Origin of the sequence: Pseudomonas sp. Z5-35 (assembly GCF_051131945.1) — a bacterium.
Lineage (GTDB): Bacteria > Pseudomonadota > Gammaproteobacteria > Pseudomonadales > Pseudomonadaceae > Aquipseudomonas > Aquipseudomonas marvdashtae.
In genome coordinates, this window is record NZ_CP071640.1 from 3,143,391 (window position 1) to 3,160,501 (window position 17,111).

At 61.6% G+C, this 17,111-nt stretch carries 18 protein-coding genes; 5 read left to right on the top strand and 13 right to left on the bottom strand.

Features of this window, described 5'->3' with window-relative positions:
- Window positions 1-207: 207 nt before the first annotated feature.
- From pepN to J3P95_RS14320, 6 genes are read right to left on the bottom strand one after another with little or no spacing between them, the layout of a single operon-like run.
- Window positions 208-2,865 carry an aminopeptidase N gene (pepN, locus tag J3P95_RS14295; protein ID WP_434580848.1) on the bottom strand — a complete coding sequence of 886 codons (2,658 nt, stop codon included), beginning with the start codon at window positions 2,863-2,865 and terminating at the stop codon, window positions 208-210.
- 13 nt (window positions 2,866-2,878) lie between these two features.
- Entirely contained in the window at window positions 2,879-3,709 is an 831-nt protein-coding gene (locus tag J3P95_RS14300; RefSeq protein WP_434557473.1) for a DUF2797 domain-containing protein, read from the bottom strand.
- On the bottom strand, window positions 3,706-3,966 hold the full coding sequence (locus tag J3P95_RS14305; RefSeq protein WP_434557474.1) for a YeaC family protein: 261 nt from the start codon (window positions 3,964-3,966) through the stop codon (window positions 3,706-3,708). The genes J3P95_RS14300 and J3P95_RS14305 overlap by 4 nt, the downstream gene beginning before the upstream one ends.
- Window positions 3,967-4,011: 45 nt before the next feature.
- The gene (locus J3P95_RS14310) at window positions 4,012-4,884 is read right to left on the bottom strand and encodes a rhomboid family intramembrane serine protease (RefSeq protein ID WP_434580846.1); all 873 of its coding nucleotides are present in this window, start codon (window positions 4,882-4,884) and stop codon (window positions 4,012-4,014) included.
- Window positions 4,881-5,855 (bottom strand): metallophosphoesterase, encoded by a 975-nt coding sequence (locus J3P95_RS14315; RefSeq protein WP_434581201.1) that lies wholly within the window; start codon window positions 5,853-5,855, stop codon window positions 4,881-4,883. Before J3P95_RS14315 ends, J3P95_RS14310 begins: the two co-directional genes overlap by 4 nt.
- Window positions 5,852-6,742, bottom strand: coding sequence for an NAD(+) kinase (locus J3P95_RS14320; protein ID WP_003180647.1), 891 nt, complete (start codon window positions 6,740-6,742; stop codon window positions 5,852-5,854). Before J3P95_RS14320 ends, J3P95_RS14315 begins: the two co-directional genes overlap by 4 nt.
- Before the next feature lie 105 nt (window positions 6,743-6,847).
- Here J3P95_RS14320 and J3P95_RS14325 point away from each other — a divergent pair, with 105 nt between their 5' ends.
- Window positions 6,848-7,813 (top strand): DUF1853 family protein, encoded by a 966-nt coding sequence (locus J3P95_RS14325; RefSeq protein WP_434580844.1) that lies wholly within the window; start codon window positions 6,848-6,850, stop codon window positions 7,811-7,813.
- Window positions 7,814-7,860: 47 nt separating this feature from the next.
- Here J3P95_RS14325 and J3P95_RS14330 read toward each other — a convergent pair whose 3' ends face one another.
- The 3 genes from J3P95_RS14330 to J3P95_RS14340 form a co-directional block, all read right to left on the bottom strand.
- Complete coding sequence (locus tag J3P95_RS14330; RefSeq protein ID WP_434580842.1) at window positions 7,861-9,144, bottom strand: arsenic transporter; 1,284 nt, start codon at window positions 9,142-9,144, stop codon at window positions 7,861-7,863.
- A gap of 37 nt (window positions 9,145-9,181) precedes the next feature.
- A complete protein-coding gene (locus J3P95_RS14335; RefSeq protein WP_434557478.1) occupies window positions 9,182-9,532 on the bottom strand; it encodes a metalloregulator ArsR/SmtB family transcription factor in 351 nt (116 codons plus the stop codon).
- Between the two features lie 129 nt (window positions 9,533-9,661).
- Window positions 9,662-10,219, bottom strand: a complete 558-nt coding sequence (locus tag J3P95_RS14340; protein WP_434557479.1) for an NADPH-dependent FMN reductase — start codon at window positions 10,217-10,219, stop codon at window positions 9,662-9,664.
- A 186-nt stretch (window positions 10,220-10,405) separates the two neighbouring features.
- Here J3P95_RS14340 and J3P95_RS14345 point away from each other — a divergent pair, with 186 nt between their 5' ends.
- On the top strand, window positions 10,406-10,666 hold the full coding sequence (locus tag J3P95_RS14345) for a hypothetical protein (protein ID WP_434557480.1): 261 nt from the start codon (window positions 10,406-10,408) through the stop codon (window positions 10,664-10,666).
- Between the two features lie 85 nt (window positions 10,667-10,751).
- The gene (locus tag J3P95_RS14350) at window positions 10,752-11,645 is read left to right on the top strand and encodes a LysR family transcriptional regulator (RefSeq protein ID WP_434580840.1); all 894 of its coding nucleotides are present in this window, start codon (window positions 10,752-10,754) and stop codon (window positions 11,643-11,645) included.
- Here the strand turns inward: J3P95_RS14350 and J3P95_RS14355 are convergent.
- The 4 genes from J3P95_RS14355 to J3P95_RS14370 form a co-directional block, all read right to left on the bottom strand.
- Window positions 11,611-12,225: a GNAT family N-acetyltransferase gene (locus J3P95_RS14355; RefSeq protein WP_434557482.1), complete on the bottom strand. Its 615-nt coding sequence runs from the start codon at window positions 12,223-12,225 to the stop codon at window positions 11,611-11,613. The genes J3P95_RS14350 and J3P95_RS14355 overlap by 35 nt on opposite strands.
- A 172-nt stretch (window positions 12,226-12,397) precedes the next feature.
- Window positions 12,398-13,159: a DNA polymerase III subunit epsilon gene (dnaQ, locus tag J3P95_RS14360; protein ID WP_434557483.1), complete on the bottom strand. Its 762-nt coding sequence runs from the start codon at window positions 13,157-13,159 to the stop codon at window positions 12,398-12,400.
- Between the two features lie 82 nt (window positions 13,160-13,241).
- The gene (gene rnhA, locus J3P95_RS14365) at window positions 13,242-13,694 is read right to left on the bottom strand and encodes a ribonuclease HI (RefSeq protein WP_434557484.1); all 453 of its coding nucleotides are present in this window, start codon (window positions 13,692-13,694) and stop codon (window positions 13,242-13,244) included.
- Window positions 13,695-13,783: 89 nt separating this feature from the next.
- Window positions 13,784-14,542, bottom strand: a complete 759-nt coding sequence (locus J3P95_RS14370; protein ID WP_434557485.1) for a class I SAM-dependent methyltransferase — start codon at window positions 14,540-14,542, stop codon at window positions 13,784-13,786.
- A gap of 65 nt (window positions 14,543-14,607) precedes the next feature.
- Here J3P95_RS14370 and gloB point away from each other — a divergent pair, with 65 nt between their 5' ends.
- Complete coding sequence (gloB, locus tag J3P95_RS14375; protein ID WP_434557486.1) at window positions 14,608-15,375, top strand: hydroxyacylglutathione hydrolase; 768 nt, start codon at window positions 14,608-14,610, stop codon at window positions 15,373-15,375.
- A 99-nt stretch (window positions 15,376-15,474) separates the two neighbouring features.
- Window positions 15,475-16,923 (top strand): transglycosylase SLT domain-containing protein, encoded by a 1,449-nt coding sequence (locus J3P95_RS14380; RefSeq protein WP_434557487.1) that lies wholly within the window; start codon window positions 15,475-15,477, stop codon window positions 16,921-16,923.
- The last annotated feature ends 188 nt before the right edge of the window (window positions 16,924-17,111 follow it).

A 17,111-nucleotide genomic window follows, 5' to 3' on the forward strand; every position in this document is an offset into this window, starting at 1 on the left:
TAACCGGGGGGATATCGGCCAAGGGTGAATCAGAAGACATTCGTGAAAATGATAACTGTGGCGAGGGAGCTTGCTCCCGCTGGCCTGCGAAGCAGGCCTGATCTTGATTCGTTTCGCCAGTGAAGGCACGTAAACCAAGAAAAGGGAGTCCTTCGGCCTCCAGCGGGAGCAAGCTCCCTCGCCACAAAAAGGCAACGCAGAGTCTGTTTATGCCAGGCTCTTGCTCACCACCTCGAACACATCGGCGGACAACCCGCCGGACGCCAGGATGCGCTCCAGCTCGGCCTTCATCAGCGCCTGGCGGGCGCTGTCGTATTTGCGCCAGCGAGTCAGCGGCGCCAGTTGCCGCGAGGCGATCTGCGGGTTGAAGCCGTTGAGCTCGATCACCAGGTCCGCCAGGAAGCGATAACCCGAACCGTCGGCTGCATGGAAGTTGATCAGGTTCTGCCCGGCAAACGCGCCCACCAGCGCCCGTACCTTGTTCGGATTCTTGATATTGAAGGCCGGATGCCCCATCAATGCCTTGACCCGCGCCAGCCCACCCGGCAGCGGGCTGCCAGCCTGGACGCTGAACCACTGGTCCATGACCAGCGGGTTGCCCTTGAAGTTTTCCGCGAACACTTCCAGCGCCTTGGATTTTTCGGCTTCGTATGGCGAATTCACCAGCACCGCCAGCGCGGTCAGGCGCTCGGTCATGTTGTCGGCTGTCTCGAACTGTTCCAGGGTCGCACTCAGCACCTCAGGCTTGTCGGTCAGCATCAGGTACGACAGGGCGATGTTTTGCAGCGCGCGACGAGCGAAGTGCTCGGCCTCGGCCACGTATGGCGTGCGCTTGGACAGGTCGCGGTTGGCTTCATAGCGCAGCCACAACGCTTCGAACAGATTCTCGGCCAATTGCCGGCGGGCGAATTCGCGGGCGGCGTGGATCGCCTCGACGTCCGCCACTTCGCTGATTTCAGTCAGGTAGGCTTCGCTTGGCAGCGAGAGCATTTCCGCGACCATCGCCTGGTCCAGGGATTCGTCCGACAGGACGGTGCGCAACGCGCTGATCAACCGAGGGTCCAGCACCAGGCTCTGGCCCTTCTGATGCTGGCCAATCAATTCCTGCAACACCTGCACCGACAACTGCTGGCCGGCGTCCCAGCGGTTGAAGCCATCGCTGTCGTGTTGCATCAGGAACATCAACTGGTCGCGGTTGTACGGGAAGCTCAGCTTCACCGGCGCCGAGAAACCGCGCAGCAGCGACGGCAAAGGTTTCTCGGCAACGTCTACGAACGTGAACGTCTGCTCGGCCTCGGTCACCGAGATCACCCGGGACGTGCCGTTCGCAGCCGCTTCATCGGCCAGTCGCAACGGGATCTCGGCGCCCTTGCTGTCCAGCAGTCCCAGTTCGACGGGAATCACGAACGGCAGCTTTTCCATTTTGTCCGGCGTCGGCGGGCAGCTCTGGCGCAAGGTCAGGCTGTAGGCCTTGGCCGCGGCGTCGTAGGACTCGCTCACCGCCAGCCGTGGCGTGCCGGCCTGGCTGTACCAGCGCTTGAACTGCGTCAGGTCGACACCGTTGGCATCTTCCATGGCCTTGATGAAGTCGTCGCATGTCACGGCCTGGCCGTCGTGGCGTTCGAAGTACAGGTCGCTGCCCTTGCGGAAGCCTTCGGCCCCCAACAGGGTATGGATCATGCCGACCACTTCCGAGCCCTTTTCGTACACGGTCAGGGTGTAGAAGTTGGAAATCTCGATGAAGCTGTCCGGGCGCACCGGGTGGGCCATGGGCCCGGCGTCCTCGGCGAACTGGTGGGTACGCAGGTAAGCCACGTCCTGGATGCGCTTGACGGTCGCGGAGTTCATGTCCGCCGAGAAGCCGGCGTCGCGGAACACCGTGAAACCTTCCTTGAGCGACAATTGGAACCAGTCGCGGCAGGTCACGCGGTTGCCCGACCAGTTATGGAAATATTCGTGGGCGACGATCGCCTCGACCCGCTGGTGCGCGGCGTCGGTGGCGGTTTCGGCCCGGGCCAGCACGGCGCTGGAGTTGAATATATTGAGGCCCTTGTTCTCCATGGCGCCCATGTTGAAGTCGTTGACGGCAACGATCATGAAGATGTCCAGGTCGTATTCGCGTCCGTACACCTCCTCGTCCCAGCGCATCGATTTCTTCAGGCTGGTCATGGCGTGCTGGCACTTGTCGATGTTTTCCGGCTCGACGTAGATGCGCAGCGCCACGGTGCGCTCGGTCATCGTGGTGAAGGTGTCTTCGACGCACCACAGGTCACCGGCGACCAGGGCGAACAGATAGGCCGGTTTCTTGAATGGATCTTCCCAGGTCGCCCAATGCCGGCCCTCTTCGCCGGGGCCGCTGGCAATCGGGTTGCCGTTGGACAGCAGCACCGGATAGCTGTGCTGTTCAGCCACCACGGTGGTGGTGAACTTGCTCATCACGTCCGGACGGTCGAGGTAATAGGTGATCTTGCGGAAACCTTCGGCCTCGCACTGGGTGCAGAACATGCTGCCGGATTTGTACAGGCCTTCCAGGGCGGTGTTGGTTTCCGGATGGATGCGCACGGTGGTGTCGAGCGTGAACGCCTGGGCCTTGGGCTGCAACGTCAGATGGCTATCGTCGAGTTGATAGTCGCCCTGCCCCAGGTCGGCGTCGTCGAGCTTGATCGACAACAGCTCCAGCTGCTGGCCGTCGAGCACCAGCGGCGGCAGCCCGGCATCGCGCTCGGGATTGCGGCGCATCACCAGTTGCGCATGGACCAGGCTGTGGTCCTCGAACAGCTCGAAGGTCAGGTGCGTCTCGTCGATCAGGTATTCGGGCGCCTGATAGTCCTTCAGGTAAATCATCTTCGGTTGTTCGGTGCGCATGGGTCGAATCCTTCTACTGATGCACGGCGAGCTGGTAAGCCGTGTATTTACGGATGTTGATCACGCCGGTGTCGAAAATCAGATACTGGCCCTTGATTCCCAGCAGCGTGCCTTCGGCGATCGGGTTCTTGTCCAGGTTGAAGCTGACGATCTTGGCCGGGTATTGCTCCACCGGGTAGCGGATCTCGACCGGTTCGACGTCCGCTATGGTCTGGATCGCCTGCAGGCCGAATCGTTCCTGCAAACCCTGCAGCCCTTGGGCGCAGCTTTCAAACAGTGAATCACGGATCTGCGGTAAATCCACCGCGACGGCATCGCCCTTGAGCAAGGCCCGCCAATTGGTCTTGTCCGCCACTTGGCTGCGAAACAGGTCTTCGACAAAGCCCGACTGCTGCCGGGTCGCCACACGCAGGATCGGCAACGCCTGGCTCGCGCCTTGATCCAACCAGCGGGTCGGCAATTGCGTGGCGCGGGTAATGCCGACTTTCACGCCCGACGAGTTGGCCAGGTAGACCACATGATCGGTCATGCAGAACTGCTCGCCCCAGGCCGGATCCCGGCAAGTGCCCGCCTCGAAATGGCAACGCTCCGGGCTCATGATGCACAGGTCGCACTGGGCCAGCTTGGTCATGCAGGGATAGCAATAACCCTGGCTGAAACTGGTCTTGGTCCGGCGTCCGCAATGGGTGCAGTGGATCGCACCGAGGTATTCCAGGCGGATCGTGCTGCCGATCAATGGATTGACCGGCACCTCGACGTCGCCCAGGCGAAAGGCGTATTGAACGTTCGGCCCGTCAAGGCGGGCCGACATCTTGCTGATTGCACCGCGGCCAATCTCGATCAATGGATGGCGTCCGACTTGAACAGGATATTCGGAACGATGGTCGCGTTCGACTGGCATTCCTGCGGGCCCATGTAGCCGGTGCGCTCTTCCTCGGGCAGGTTCTGGATTTCCCAGGCGATCATTGCTTGCAGCGACAGTTCGCGTTGCTCGGCGGTGAGCTTGTTGCCATCGGCCCATTTACCGATTTCCACGGCCAGCTTCAGGCTCCGGTAGATATCGGGGGTGATGTTCTTGATCATTTCGTTAAAGGAAGACATGGGTTCTCCGCGCAAACGCGCATTGTCAAAAGGCACAGGCGCCGATCAAAGGGCAATTTTACGGCGAGCGAACAGCCCGCCCAACAAACCCGTGAAGCAGCCGACGAGCAGCCCGCCGACGTGGGCCGCATTGGCGATTTCACCGAAACCGATCAGCGAGACCAGCCCGGACAGGCACAACAGCAACCACACCAGCATCATCACCAGCACCCCACGGGGCAAGTGATAGGCCGGGTTCGGTGCGAGCAGTTGGTAAATCCAGCAATGCCCCAGCAGGCCGTATAGCACCCCGGACAGCCCGCCGAACAGTGTCGCGCCACTGAACACGTACTGGGCGAAATTCGACACGAGGCTGAACAGCAGCGTCAGCCCCAACAGGTTGATACCACCCTGGCGCGCTTCGATCCTGCGCCCCAGCTCCCAGTACCACATGCCATTCATGGCGATGTGCAGGAAACCGAAGTGAACCAGCATCGGTGTTACCAGGCGCCACCACTGTCCCGCCGCCAGGCTGTCGCCCAGCGGGGTGAACTGGATGTAGTCACCGACCACGCGAAATTCAAGGAAGGTCAGCCAGCGCAACGTCTCGAGGTTTTCACCCAGCAGGGTCACGGCCGCGACGATCAGGCTCAACAACAACACCAGCGCGGTGATCGGACTGGCCTTAAGTTGCTGGACGAACCCAGGGCGAGTCGAGGTGCGGCCGGAGGCTGGAAGCTCCAACTGCTGGTCCGGATCGCCAGCGGGAAAACGGGCGTAGAGCGAGCGCACGTCTTCGCTGATTTCATCCGGCACCCAAAGCACTTGCTCGCCCGCCTCTTCGCTGACGCGATGGGGCACTTGCATGCGTTGCAGCAGCTTGACGAAGCCGCTCAGGTCGACTGCCAGGGGCAGGCGCAAAACCGCGACGACACTCATCGCATCACCTCCGGCCGTTCGACATTGACCCAGACGAACTTGTGCGGATCCAGGCGGGTTTCCTGGTCGAGTCGATAGGCGACCAGCTTGCCATAGAGCACGGCGCTGTAATCCAGGCAGGCGAGGTTCGGACGCAGCGGCGCGGGTTTGCCTCTGCGCCAGTAATGCCCGACGAACAGCAACGGCTCGTCGACGCCATAGCGCAGCAGATTGTTCTTTTCATCCGGGGACAACGGTGTGCGGGCCACCGGTTCGGGCAACGCATCGGGTTGGAACACGATGTCGCCGTAGGTCTGCGGATTGTCTTCCCAGAATTTGGTGCGAAAAAACGAGCGGGTCAGGCCATCGCCGCCGGTCAGGGTCAGGCCATGGGGCAAGCGCATGTCGGTACCGCGCAGCAAACGGTCAAACACGGTACAGGCGAAACTGCCTGATTCGGCCGACGCCTGGAGAAAATGCTCGTCGACGCAGCCATCGGGGAACAAACCCCGCAACGGCTCGATCAGGCCGGCGTCCCAGCAGGCGTGCACAACCCGGAAGCGCCCGGCGTCGATAAACAGCGGTAGCTCGTAGAACCACTTGAGGAAATCCTGCCAGTCGCCCGGATGTTGCTCGAATTGACTCAGGGTTTCGTTGAGCAGGCGCGCATGGCGCGGCGTGTGTTCGCGCACGTAGCGCTGGCCGCTGCCCGGCAACGCCGGTGTGCTCCAGCCCAGGGCGTTGAACTCATGGTTGCCCATGATGCACAGCGCCTGGCCGGCCTGGACCATGTCGTGGACGATGTGCAGCGCCTCGCGAATCCGCGGCCCCCGGTCGATGATGTCGCCAAGGAACACGGCCATGCGCGACGGATGCCGCCAGACCCCGCCCTGCTTGTGGTAACCGAGTCGGTCCAGCAGGTGTTCCAGGGTCAAGGCGCATCCGTGCACGTCGCCGATCAGATCGTAACTGCGCGCGGGATCGAGCATCAGTCGCCTCCACCCCCCAACCGACTGCCCCAGCCGAGCTTGGTCCGGCAGACTTCGTAGTAATTGTGATCCAGCGGGTGGATCAGGCGCAGCTTCTGCGCTTTCTTGCTGACGGTGATGGTGTCACCTGGCGCGCAGGTGAAATGGTTCTGGCCGTCACAGGACACTTGCGGGTAGATCTGCATATCCTTGGACACGACGATTTTCAGCTCACTGTTGCCATCGACCACGATGGGTCGCCCAGACAAGGTATGGGGGTACATCGGCACAATCACAATAGCGTCGAGCTTGGGGTGCATGATCGGCCCCCCGGCAGACAGTGCATACGCAGTGGAACCGGTCGGCGTGGCGACGATCAGGCCGTCGGCCTTCTGGCTGCAGACGAACTGGCCGTCGATATACAGCTCGAACTCGATCATGCGCGTGGATTTGCCGGGGTGCAGCACCACGTCGTTGAGCGCGTCGCCCTGGCCGATGGCCTCGGCGTGACGGCGCACCTCGGCTTGCAGCAGGAAGCGGTTTTCCACCAGGTAGTGGCCGTCCAGCACCTCGGCGACCTTGATTTCCAGCTCGTCAGGGCGGATATCGGTCAAGAAACCCAGGCTGCCGCGATTGATCCCGAGCACCGGGATATTGTGCCGGGCCAGGGCCCGGGCGGCGCCCAGCAAGCTGCCGTCGCCACCGACCACGATGACCATGTCACAGACTTCGCCGAGCATCTTGCGCGACGAAGTCTGCAGGCCGTGGCCCGGCAGCACTTCGGCGATGGTATCTTCGAGGATCACGTGCAGGTGCCGCTCCAGGAGGAAGCGCTTGAGACGGCGAACGGTGTCCAGCACCTGCGAACTGCCCAGGCGACCGATGATGCCGATATTGCGAAATTGCTCCATGAGGCTCCTGCGAAGGTCTGCGGCGGGCGAAAAACACGATTATGGGCGAAAGCGCTCCATAGACAAAATTCTTTAAGCCTCCAGCGCAACGGCTATGCTCGCAAGATGATCCTGTTCCCTGAATTGCTGGACCTGCCCCGTCGCCTGCACCATCCCGAAGTGCGCGACCTGGCGTGGGTGATCGTCGCCCCGCCGATGCTCATCGACCCGCCTTGGCCCCAGCGCCATCCGTTGGCCGGCAGTGACTGGGTACAACAGCCCCATCGGCTGGAAGATTGGCTGCGACAACTGGACCGCGACAGCTATCCACTCCTTCATTGCCTGTCCCAAGGGCGGACGCGGCGCCTGGGCCTGTATTACGAAAGGCTGTGGCAGTTTGCCGTGCAGCACGCACCGGGGATCGAGTTGATCGCGGCGAACCTGCCGATCCGCCGCGAAGGTCATACGCTGGGCGAGCTGGACCTGTTGTTGCGCGATGGCGATGGGGTTCATCACTTGGAACTGGCGATCAAGCTGTACCTCGGGCCGCAGCACGGTAACGGGCTGGACGCCGCGCAATGGCTGGGCCCGGGCTGCCATGACCGGCTCGACCGCAAGCTGGCGCATCTGCGCGAGCACCAACTGCCGATCTCGGCGCGCCCGGAGAGCCGCGAGGCCCTGGCGGCGCTGGGCATCGAACACTCGGGCATCGAGTCATTTCGCTCGCACCTGTGGCTCGGCGGTTACTTGCTTTACCCCTGGCCAGGCGAGGCCGAACCACCGAGCGGTGCCCATCCCAGGCACCTGCGCGGCCGATGGCTGCACCAACGAGATTGGCTCGGATTCGTCGCCCAGCGCCCACCAGGCCGCTGGCAACCCCTGCCCCGCGCGGCCTGGCTGGCCCCGGCGCATTACCCTGCGGACCAGACCTGGACCGCCGCGCAACTGGACGCTTGGCGAGCGGCCCTCGACCCCACGGCGCCAGCGCAACTGATGGTGCGCCTGACGGAAAATGCCCAGGGCGAGTGGGAGGAAGCCGAACGGGCATTCCTGGTAGCGGATCTTTGGCCGGATGTGCCGGGCAATGGTTAACCGCCCGCCCTGTTGAATGCCTGCTCGTGCAATGTATCCGACGTGATCTAGAGGGACAGCCGCACCGCCAGCGCCGCCAACGTCACCAGCAACACCGGCACCGTCAGAACGATCCCGACCTTGAAGTAATAACCCCAACCGATCTGGATGTTCTTGCGCGCCAGCACATGCAGCCACAGCAACGTCGCCAGGCTGCCAATCGGCGTGATTTTCGGCCCCAGGTCGCTGCCGATGACGTTGGCATAGATCATCGCCTCCTTCACCACCCCGGTGGCCTGGCTGGCGTCGATGGACAAGGCACCAATCAGGACCGTCGGCAGGTTGTTCATCACCGATGAGAGCAACGCCGTCAACAAGCCGGTACCCATGGCCGCGCCCCACACACCGTAGCCGGCGAAGGCGTCGAGCCACTGGGCCAGATAGTCGGTCAGCCCGGCGTTGCGCAGGCCATAGACCACCAGGTACATGCCCAGGGAGAAGATCACGATCTGCCACGGCGCTTCTTTCATCGCCTTGCGAGTGGAGATCTTGTGACCGCGAGCCGCGACAGCCAACAACAACGCAGCGCAGACCGCCGAGATCGCGCTGATGGGAATCCCCAGCGGCTCCAGGGCGAAACAGCCCAGCAGCAGGATCACCAGCACCGCCCAACCGGCATAAAACGTGGCCTTGTCGTGGATCGCCGTCGCTGGATCGTCCAGCTGGCCAGGGTCATAGTCGCGTGGGATGTCGTGGCGAAAGAACCACAACAAGATCGCCAGGCTCGCCGCCACGCTGACCAGGTTCACCGGCACCATGACCGCCGCGTAGCGGTTGAAGCCAACGCCGAAGAAGTCCGCCGAGACGATGTTCACCAGGTTCGACACCACCAACGGCAGGCTCGCCGTATCGGCGATGAAACCGGCCCCCATGACGAACGCGAGGGTCGCCGCCGGGGAGAACCGCAACGCCAGCAACATCGAAATCACGATGGGCGTCAGGATCAGCGCTGCGCCGTCGTTGGCGAACAACGCCGACACCAGTGCCCCGAGCAGCACCATGAATGCGAACAGCTTGCGTCCGCTGCCTCGCCCCCATCGGGCCACATGCAGGGCGGCCCAGGCAAAAAAACCGGCCTCGTCCAGCAACAGGCTGATAATGATCAGCGCGACAAACGTGCCGGTGGCGTTCCAGATGATGTGCCACACCAAGGTGATATCACCGACCTGCACCACCCCGCTCAGCAACGCCAACAGCGCGCCGAGCGTGGCGCTCCAGCCGACACCCAGCCCTTTGGGCTGCCAGATCACCAACGTTATGGTCAGCAGGAAAATCAACGACGCGAGCAGCATGCGCAACAACCTTGGGAGGAAACGGTTAAAAAAAGCGTCAGCAGCAGCGCGCCACCGGACGATCCGCCATGACGCGCAAGCGCTCGACATCCGCCGCCAACCAAGGCGCATGAGCCGCCAGCGCTTGCTGGAGCAACGTATGGACCCAGGATGGCAATTGGGCGTGTAAACGGTAGTAGACCCATTGCCCCTGGCGCCGGTCGCTGAGCAAGCCGGCGTGACGCAACTGAGCCAGGTGCCGGGAGATCTTCGGCTGGCTCAGATCCAGCGCAGCGGTGAGTTCACAGACACACAACTCGCCTTCACGGGTGACCAGCAGCGCAATACGCGTGCGGGTGTCGTCGGCCAAGGCCTTGAAGATATCGACGGGGTTAGGGGAATCGGGCATGGCGGGAGAATATCTGGATAAGCGAACGGTGAATATATGGAATTCCGAATATGCAGTAAAGCGGCATTGCAATATATCCCGTGGCGAGGAGCTTGCCCCCTCACCACAGGATGTTCGGTGCTGCCAAGATCAAGCTTTCTTGTGTTGCTCGACCCACTTGCCATAGGCATCGATGAATTTCTGCAGGAACGGTCGCACAGATTCCGACAGGTTACCGGCTTCGTCGAAGGCAGTACCCGCGCCACTCAGGTAAGCTTCAGGTTGCTGCATGCAAGGCACATCGAGAAACACCAGGGACTGGCGCAAATGGTGGTTGGCACCGAAACCGCCGATGGCGCCGGGCGATGCGCTGAAGACCGCGCCAGGCTTGCCACTCAGGCAGCTTTGGCCATAGGGGCGCGAGCCGACGTCGATGGCGTTTTTCAGCGGAGCGGGCACCGAGCGGTTGTACTCGGGCGTGACGAACAACAGCGCATCGGCAGCGCCGACCTTCTGGCGAAATGCGGTGTAGGCCGCTGGCGGCGAGACGTCGATGTCTTCGTTGTAGAGCGGCAGCTCGCCAATTTCGACGATTTCCAGTTTCAGGTTGGACGGGGCCATGTCGGCCAGGGCCAGCGCAACCTTTCGGTTGATCGATGCCTTGCGCAGGCTGCCCACCAAAACGGCCACTGTGTAGACATTACTCATGAGAGGCTTCTCGACTATCGGCTCAAAGGGAGCCTGTAGTTATAGATGATCGGCACCACAATTGGACCAATGGAACAGCTAAAACCTGCCAATCGGACTATTTTTTTACTGTAGGAAAACTTACCGCACTTGACCAAGGTCTACAGAACCGCAAATCGAGTGATTTATTCCCAGAGGTTCCAAGCAATGGCAGCAGTACTTGTCGGACAATTTCACGCACGGGACGCCGAAGGTCGCGTCTATTCAGTGCATGAATTCCAAGAATCAGACCCGTCGCCAGACGGTATTGGCAAGGATGTCATCACTTATAAGCTGGCCATTGGCGATCGGGTCAACAAGCTCGACGAGGGCACGTTTGTCCTGGTGCAATCCGGCACCCAGCTGATCCGCGAACCTGAAACGCCGCAGCAGCGTCCGGCGCAAGTCGAAACGCAGATCGCTCTATAACTCTTTGCATGAGCAGAAGTCGCACCCGTAATTGGGTTAGGATTCAGCCACTCAATGGCTTACCTGCCTAATACGGACCTCTTGCATGCGTTTACGCCACATCGAAGTGATCCAGGCGCTGCTGCAGACTGGCCACCTGGGCACCGCGGCCGAATGGCTGCAGTTGCCGGTGGCCGAAGTCGAGTCGATCCTGCGCGATGCGGAGGCCCAGCTCGGTTTCATGCTGTTCGCCAGCGTACGCGGACGGTTACAGGCCACTCGAGAAACCCTGGAGTTACGCGAAGGCATCACGCGGCTGTACGACACCCTCGAACCGATACAGCGGCTGGCCAGCAGCCTGAAACATTATCAGGCGCCGCCCCTGCGCATCATTTGCACCCCTCCGCTGGCCCAACAGCTGCTGCCCCTGAGCATCGCCGCCCTGCGCCGACGCCATCCAGATGCGCCTTGCAATCTGCTCAGCCAACCGACACGCGACATCGTCAAGAGCCTGCTGCTGCGTGAAAGCGACTTGGGCCTGAGCCTGCACGATCCCGAACATCCCGACATCCACTGCCAGATGATCGCCCAAGGCAAACTGCAATTGCTCGCGCCCCACGGCTGGCTGCAACCGCGGCAGAAATACATTTCGCTTCAGGATCTGGCGGGGCAGTCGCTGGTCGGGCTCGAGGGCCACGACCCGCTGAGCCCGGTATTCGACCATAAGCTGGCGGCGCTACGGCCGGCACCGCTGGTGCAGATTCGCGTGCAGACCCACCAGATGATGCGTGCGATGGTCGAGGCTGGGGAAGGCCTGGCCATTGTCGACCCGTTCACCGCCTCCGGGGCCAAGGGCAGCGGGCTGGACATTTGCCCGGTGTCGCCGGCCGTTCCCATCTGTCTTTATGCGCTGAGCCTGAACGGCGCGTCGCCTTCACCGACGGTGCAATCGTTGCTGGAGCGGGTTACGGAACAAGCCGAGGCGTTGCTGAACCACTGACGGTCATGCCCAGCGGATCGTCGAACAACCGATACCAGAACAACGCCACTTCGGCGGTGTGCCGATCGATGCCGCGATAGCGCAGGTGGTCGATTCCTCCCAGCACATAGCCGCAACGCTCGTAGAGCCGGCAGGCGCCCAGATTGTTGTTCTGGGTTTCCAGCATGATGCCCGGCAGTTTTTTCTTGCGACTCCAGAACTGAGCGACATCGAGCAGGGCCTTGGCTACGCCATGCCGGCGAGCCGGGGCATGCACCGCCAATTCGTCGATGTGGGCGTAACCGTTCCAGTTGGTACTGACGACCAGATGTCCCACCGGCTGGTCATCCAGATAAGCCATGAAGATTTCGCTGTCCGGCGCGTCGCGAAAGCTGCTGAACTCTTCCGGATCGATGCCGTAGCACTTGCGATACGGAACGATGGGCGTCACGGGCCATTGATCCACCGGCCGACCGATCTGCGCCGTGCCGTAGACACTGACCTCGAAACTGAAGTCGCTGCCCCAGATGTAGGCCGCGAAGCCATCATCGACGACGCGCACCGACAGGCCGGGGTACTTGGGGTTCATGACCGGTTGCATGCTGGGGAACGTCCTCATTCCTTGAGACAACCAACGGCGTCGTGCCATCCATTGCCCTTGCCTCTCGAAACTTCATACATCAACGCGGGTATCCATGGCCTGCCTTCACTTCAGGTTAGAAGAGACTGGCGATTGTTGCGAGATTGATATGAACGATCCCATAGGCGGTTCATCAATTGGCCGCAGCCTGCGCCTCGGCCAATTGTGTCCACAATGCCGGGGCACCGGCCGACTTGGCGATGGCTTCCAGACGTGCGACATGTTCAGCCAGGTCGCTTTCGCTGGCACGGATGATCCGGGCTGGCTTACGGTCCGCAGGCAGACGACGAATTTCGGTCGCCTGGTTACCCGAACCTTCACCGGTGCCGTTGCCGTCCGAAGCGTTGCCGGCCAGGGACAGGCTGGTCTGGCCGCCGGTCATGGTCAGGTAGACGTCAGCGAGAATCTCGGAGTCGAGCAAGGCGCCGTGCAGTTCACGACCGGAGTTGTCGACGCCGTAGCGCTTGCACAGGGCATCGAGGCTGTTGCGCTGTCCGGGGTGCCGCTCCCGAGCCATCATCAAGGTGTCGAGAATGGTGCAATGCCGGGTGATATCCGCCCGGTCATGCTGGCCCATCAGGGCGAATTCATTGTTGATGAACCCGACGTCGAACGCCGCGTTATGAATGATCAGTTGCGCGCCCTGGATGAATTCGAAGAACTCATCGGCCACCTCGGCGAAACGCGGCTTGCCCACCAGGAACTCGTTGGTGATGCCGTGCACGCCGATGGCGCCTTCGTCGCTTTCGCGGTCCGGTTGCAGGTAAACGTGGAAGTGACGGCCGGTCAGGCGCCGACCCATCAGCTCGACACAGCCGATTTCGATAATCCGGTGACCGTCAGTCACCGGCATGCCAGTGGTTTCGGTATCCAGTACTACAGATCTGTTGGCCATCTAGTGTTCAGCTCTCAACGGACAGTCTTGCAAAAGCGCGGATGTTAACACGCTGACGAAGCGCAGTGCTTTTGTGGCCTTATCAAGTCTGCTTGTAACCCCGTACCTCATCCACCCCACGGTTGGCCAACTGGTCGGCCCGCTCGTTGCCGTGATGACCGATATGACCGCGCACCCATTTCCAGGTGACGTTGTGACGGTTGACTTGCTCATCCAGGAGTTTCCAAAGGTCAGCGTTTTTGACCGGCTCCTTCGCCGCCGTCTTCCAGCCGCGCTTCTTCCAGTTCGCCATCCACTCGTTGATGCCTTTCATCACGTACTGCGAGTCGGTCACCAACAGCACGTCGCATGAGCGCTTGAGTTCTTCCAGGCCGCGGATGGCGCCCATCAGCTCCATGCGGTTGTTGGTGGTGTTGGCTTCGCCGCCCCAGAGCTCCTTTTCCACGCCCTTGCACACCAGCAACGCACCCCAGCCACCCGGGCCGGGATTGCCCTTGCAGGCGCCATCAGTGAAAAGTTCTACGCTATCGCTCATGCCAATCTATCCAAAAAATTGCAAAGGCCTGCCGGTCGGGAGCGAGCGACGCCCGAAGCCGAATGCCGGCAAGAACCATCAGAAAAGGGTTACGGCTCGATGTGACGGCGATTGACCTTGGCCATCGGCAAGGGAATCAGCTTGCCCATCGGTTCGCGTCGCGCCTGGCGCACCGGGCGCAAGCCGACTGCGATCTTGCGCGCGACCAATAAATAGAAGCCGCCACCGGACAGTTGCCAGTCACCGGCCTTGCGCTCCCAGCCGGCCAGACGGCCCTGCCACTTGGGCGACGCAAGCGGCGGACGATAGCACCCGAAGCGGCGTTTCTCCAGCGCGAAGCCCAGCAGGTTCAGCCAGTCGCCTACCCGCGAGGCCGAAATGCACCGGGCCTGGCGCAACGCGTCGCTGGCAAAGACATGCCGCAGCCCCCAACTGCTCCAGGGATTGATGCCAATGATCACCAAGTGCCCGCCGGGACGTACGCTGCTGGCGGCTTCTCGCAACAAACCATGGGGAGACAAGCAGAAATCCAGGCCGTGCTGCATCACCACCACGTCGGCGGCATGCTCGCTCAACGGCCAGGCTTGCTCTTCACAGACAATCTCCACGCCGGGCAACGGCGCGCCCAGGCGAACGTTGCGCTGGACCTGCGGCGCCGAAGGCGGTGTCTGCGCCGAGGGACCGTAATGCACTAGATAACCGCCAAAGAACCGGCCCAGCTCGTCTTCGAGCATACGTCGTTCTTCTTCCAGCAAGAATTGCCCGACCGGGCCGGATAGCCATTCACGGGCGGAGCTGATCAGTGCCAGCCATTCAGGATCGGCCTGAGCGAACGCTTCATCGGTCATTGCATTCTCCAACGCGCCAGGAAGTTCTAAGATGCGCCTTTGTTTTGAGCTTGGCGAATTCCACGATGATACAGATCACTGCCCTGCCCGCGTTTACCGATAACTACATTTGGTTGTTACAGGATCACTCGACCCGGCACTGCGCCGTGGTCGACCCGGGCGACGCCGCCCCCGTGCAGGCCTGGCTCGACGCGCATCCCGGCTGGGTCTTGAGCGACATCCTGGTCACCCACCATCATCATGACCACGTCGGCGGTGTCCAGGCGCTGAAAAACGCGACCAACGCCACCGTGTACGGCCCGGCCAACGAGCAAATCCCGGCGCGAGACGTGGCCCTGGAGGACAACGCCAAGGTCAAGGTGCTCGGCCTGGATTTCGACGTCTACGCCGTACCTGGACACACGTTGGGGCATATTGCCTATTACCACCACGGCCTGCTGTTCTGTGGCGACACGCTGTTCGCCGCTGGCTGCGGCAGGCTTTTCGAGGGTACGCCGCAACAGATGCATCACTCCCTGGGCCGACTTGCCGCGCTGCCTGAAGATACCCTGGTCTATTGCACCCATGAATATACCCTGAGCAACCTGAAGTTCGCTGCAGCGGTCGAGCCAGCGAACCCGGACGTTGCCGCCCGCCTGGAAAAAGTCATCCAGCAACGCGACCAAGGCGTCATCACACTGCCCTCGACCCTGGCCCTGGAAAAACTCACCAATCCTTTTTTGCGCACCGCTGAAACATCCGTTAAACAAAAAGCAGACGAACGGAACGGCCAGCGTAACCAGACGCCGAGTGAGGTTTTTGCGGCCTTGAGGGCGTGGAAAGATAAGTTCTAAGGCTGCTATCGATTGATACAAAAATTCTGAATGGTTGACCTGTTGGGGTGCGCTTCCTAGAATCGGCCGACATTTTTGCCCGGAACTTACTTCCAGCCAATGTCGTCATCTATCCGTAGGTCCGTCCAGTCAGACACATTGACCCGCTTGGCTCAAGCCATCGCGGTGGCTGTGTCCGCCACGCTGGCGGGCTGTCAGAGCAGCGGCCAGGTGCCGCAGGCCGATGTCGCGCATACGCCGAAAATCGCTGCGCGGGCCAAGCAGAAGCCGGTTTGGCTCACCGAGAAGCCCACCCCCCAGGTGCCCCAGGACGTGTGGGAACGCATGCGCCAGGGTTTCCAGCTCCAGGAGACCGCCGGCGTCAACCCGCGCATCGAACAACAGCGCCTGTGGTTTGCCAGCAACCCGTCGTTTCTGGAGAACGCCGGCGAGCGTGGCAGCCTGTACATCCATTACATTGTCGAGCGACTTGAAGAACGCAACATGCCGCTGGAGCTGGCGCTGCTGCCGGTGATCGAGAGCGCCTACAACCCCATGGCCTACTCCCGGGCCAACGCAGTGGGGCTGTGGCAGTTCATTCCGTCCACCGGGCGTTATTTCAACCTGCGCCAGACCCGCTTCTACGACGGGCGTCGCGATATCACCGCTTCCACCACGGCCGCCATGGACTACCTGACGCGCCTGCACGACATGTTCAACGGCGACTGGCTGCTGGCGCTGGCGGCGTACAATGCGGGTGAGGGCACGGTCAGCCGGGCCATCGAGCGCAACGAAAAACTGGGCCTGCCCACCGACTACTGGAACCTGCCGCTGCCCAGCGAGACCCAGGCCTATGTGCCAAAGCTGCTGGCATTGTCCCAGGTGGTGCTGTCCCCCGATGCCTATGGCGTGAACCTCAACCCGATCGCCAACGAACCCTACTTCCAGGTTGTCGAGATCAACCAGCGCATGGACCTGTCCAAGGTCGCCGCGGTCGCGAACATCGACGAAGACGAGCTGTTCCAGCTCAACCCGGCCTTCAAGCAGCGCACCACCATCGACGGCCCGCAGCATTTGCTCGTGCCGACGTCCAAGGCGCAGTTGCTGACCGCCAGCCTGTCGACGATGCGCCCGGAAGAACTGATCAGCCCGCGTTCGCTCAAACCGGTTTTCGAAACCGCCGAAGACAGCGACGTGGAAGGCGCAAAGCGCACCTACCGGGTCAAGCGCGGCGATAACCTGGCGCAGATCGCCAAGGCCAACAACGTCCAGACCAAAGACCTGCAACGCTGGAACAAGCTCAGCGGCAACAAGCTCAAGGTCGGCCAGACCCTGGTGATGCAGGACGTTAGGGCTGCGAAGGCTAACGGCAAGCGCATCAATACGGTCGTGGCCGCCAAGGGCAAGGAACAAAAGAAGCAGACCCAATACAAGGTCAAGCAAGGCGACTCGCTGTATGTCGTCGCCAAACGCTTCAATGTCGAGATGCAACACCTCAAGCGCTGGAACCCACGAATGGGCAAGGCGCTCAAGCCTGGGCAGATGCTGACGGTTTACTCCCCGCACTGACACCGGGGCTCCGGCGAGGAGCTTGTTGTGGCGAGGGGATTTATCCCCGCTGGGGCGCAAAGCGGCCCTAGAACCTGACAACTCGGTGTATCAGACAGATCCAGGGGGCCGCTTCGCAGCCCAGCGGGGATAAATCCCCTCGCCACAAGCCTCCGCCTTTTTCCTGCCGATACAAGCTGTTACTGTAC

Coding starts and splice junctions, on each gene's coding strand:
- J3P95_RS14355 (WP_434557482.1), bottom strand. CDS start 12,225: ATGCAACCGGTCATGAACCCCAAGTACCCCGGCCTGTCGGTGCGCGTC.
- J3P95_RS14350 (WP_434580840.1), top strand. CDS start 10,752: ATGCGTTTACGCCACATCGAAGTGATCCAGGCGCTGCTGCAGACTGGC.
- J3P95_RS14380 (WP_434557487.1), top strand. CDS start 15,475: ATGTCGTCATCTATCCGTAGGTCCGTCCAGTCAGACACATTGACCCGC.
- dnaQ (WP_434557483.1), bottom strand. CDS start 13,159: ATGGCCAACAGATCTGTAGTACTGGATACCGAAACCACTGGCATGCCG.
- J3P95_RS14325 (WP_434580844.1), top strand. CDS start 6,848: ATGATCCTGTTCCCTGAATTGCTGGACCTGCCCCGTCGCCTGCACCAT.
- gloB (WP_434557486.1), top strand. CDS start 14,608: ATGATACAGATCACTGCCCTGCCCGCGTTTACCGATAACTACATTTGG.
- J3P95_RS14335 (WP_434557478.1), bottom strand. CDS start 9,532: ATGCCCGATTCCCCTAACCCCGTCGATATCTTCAAGGCCTTGGCCGAC.
- J3P95_RS14310 (WP_434580846.1), bottom strand. CDS start 4,884: ATGAGTGTCGTCGCGGTTTTGCGCCTGCCCCTGGCAGTCGACCTGAGC.
- J3P95_RS14305 (WP_434557474.1), bottom strand. CDS start 3,966: ATGTCTTCCTTTAACGAAATGATCAAGAACATCACCCCCGATATCTAC.
- pepN (WP_434580848.1), bottom strand. CDS start 2,865: ATGCGCACCGAACAACCGAAGATGATTTACCTGAAGGACTATCAGGCG.
- J3P95_RS14320 (WP_003180647.1), bottom strand. CDS start 6,742: ATGGAGCAATTTCGCAATATCGGCATCATCGGTCGCCTGGGCAGTTCG.
- J3P95_RS14340 (WP_434557479.1), bottom strand. CDS start 10,219: ATGAGTAATGTCTACACAGTGGCCGTTTTGGTGGGCAGCCTGCGCAAG.
- J3P95_RS14330 (WP_434580842.1), bottom strand. CDS start 9,144: ATGCTGCTCGCGTCGTTGATTTTCCTGCTGACCATAACGTTGGTGATC.
- J3P95_RS14345 (WP_434557480.1), top strand. CDS start 10,406: ATGGCAGCAGTACTTGTCGGACAATTTCACGCACGGGACGCCGAAGGT.
- rnhA (WP_434557484.1), bottom strand. CDS start 13,694: ATGAGCGATAGCGTAGAACTTTTCACTGATGGCGCCTGCAAGGGCAAT.
- J3P95_RS14370 (WP_434557485.1), bottom strand. CDS start 14,542: ATGACCGATGAAGCGTTCGCTCAGGCCGATCCTGAATGGCTGGCACTG.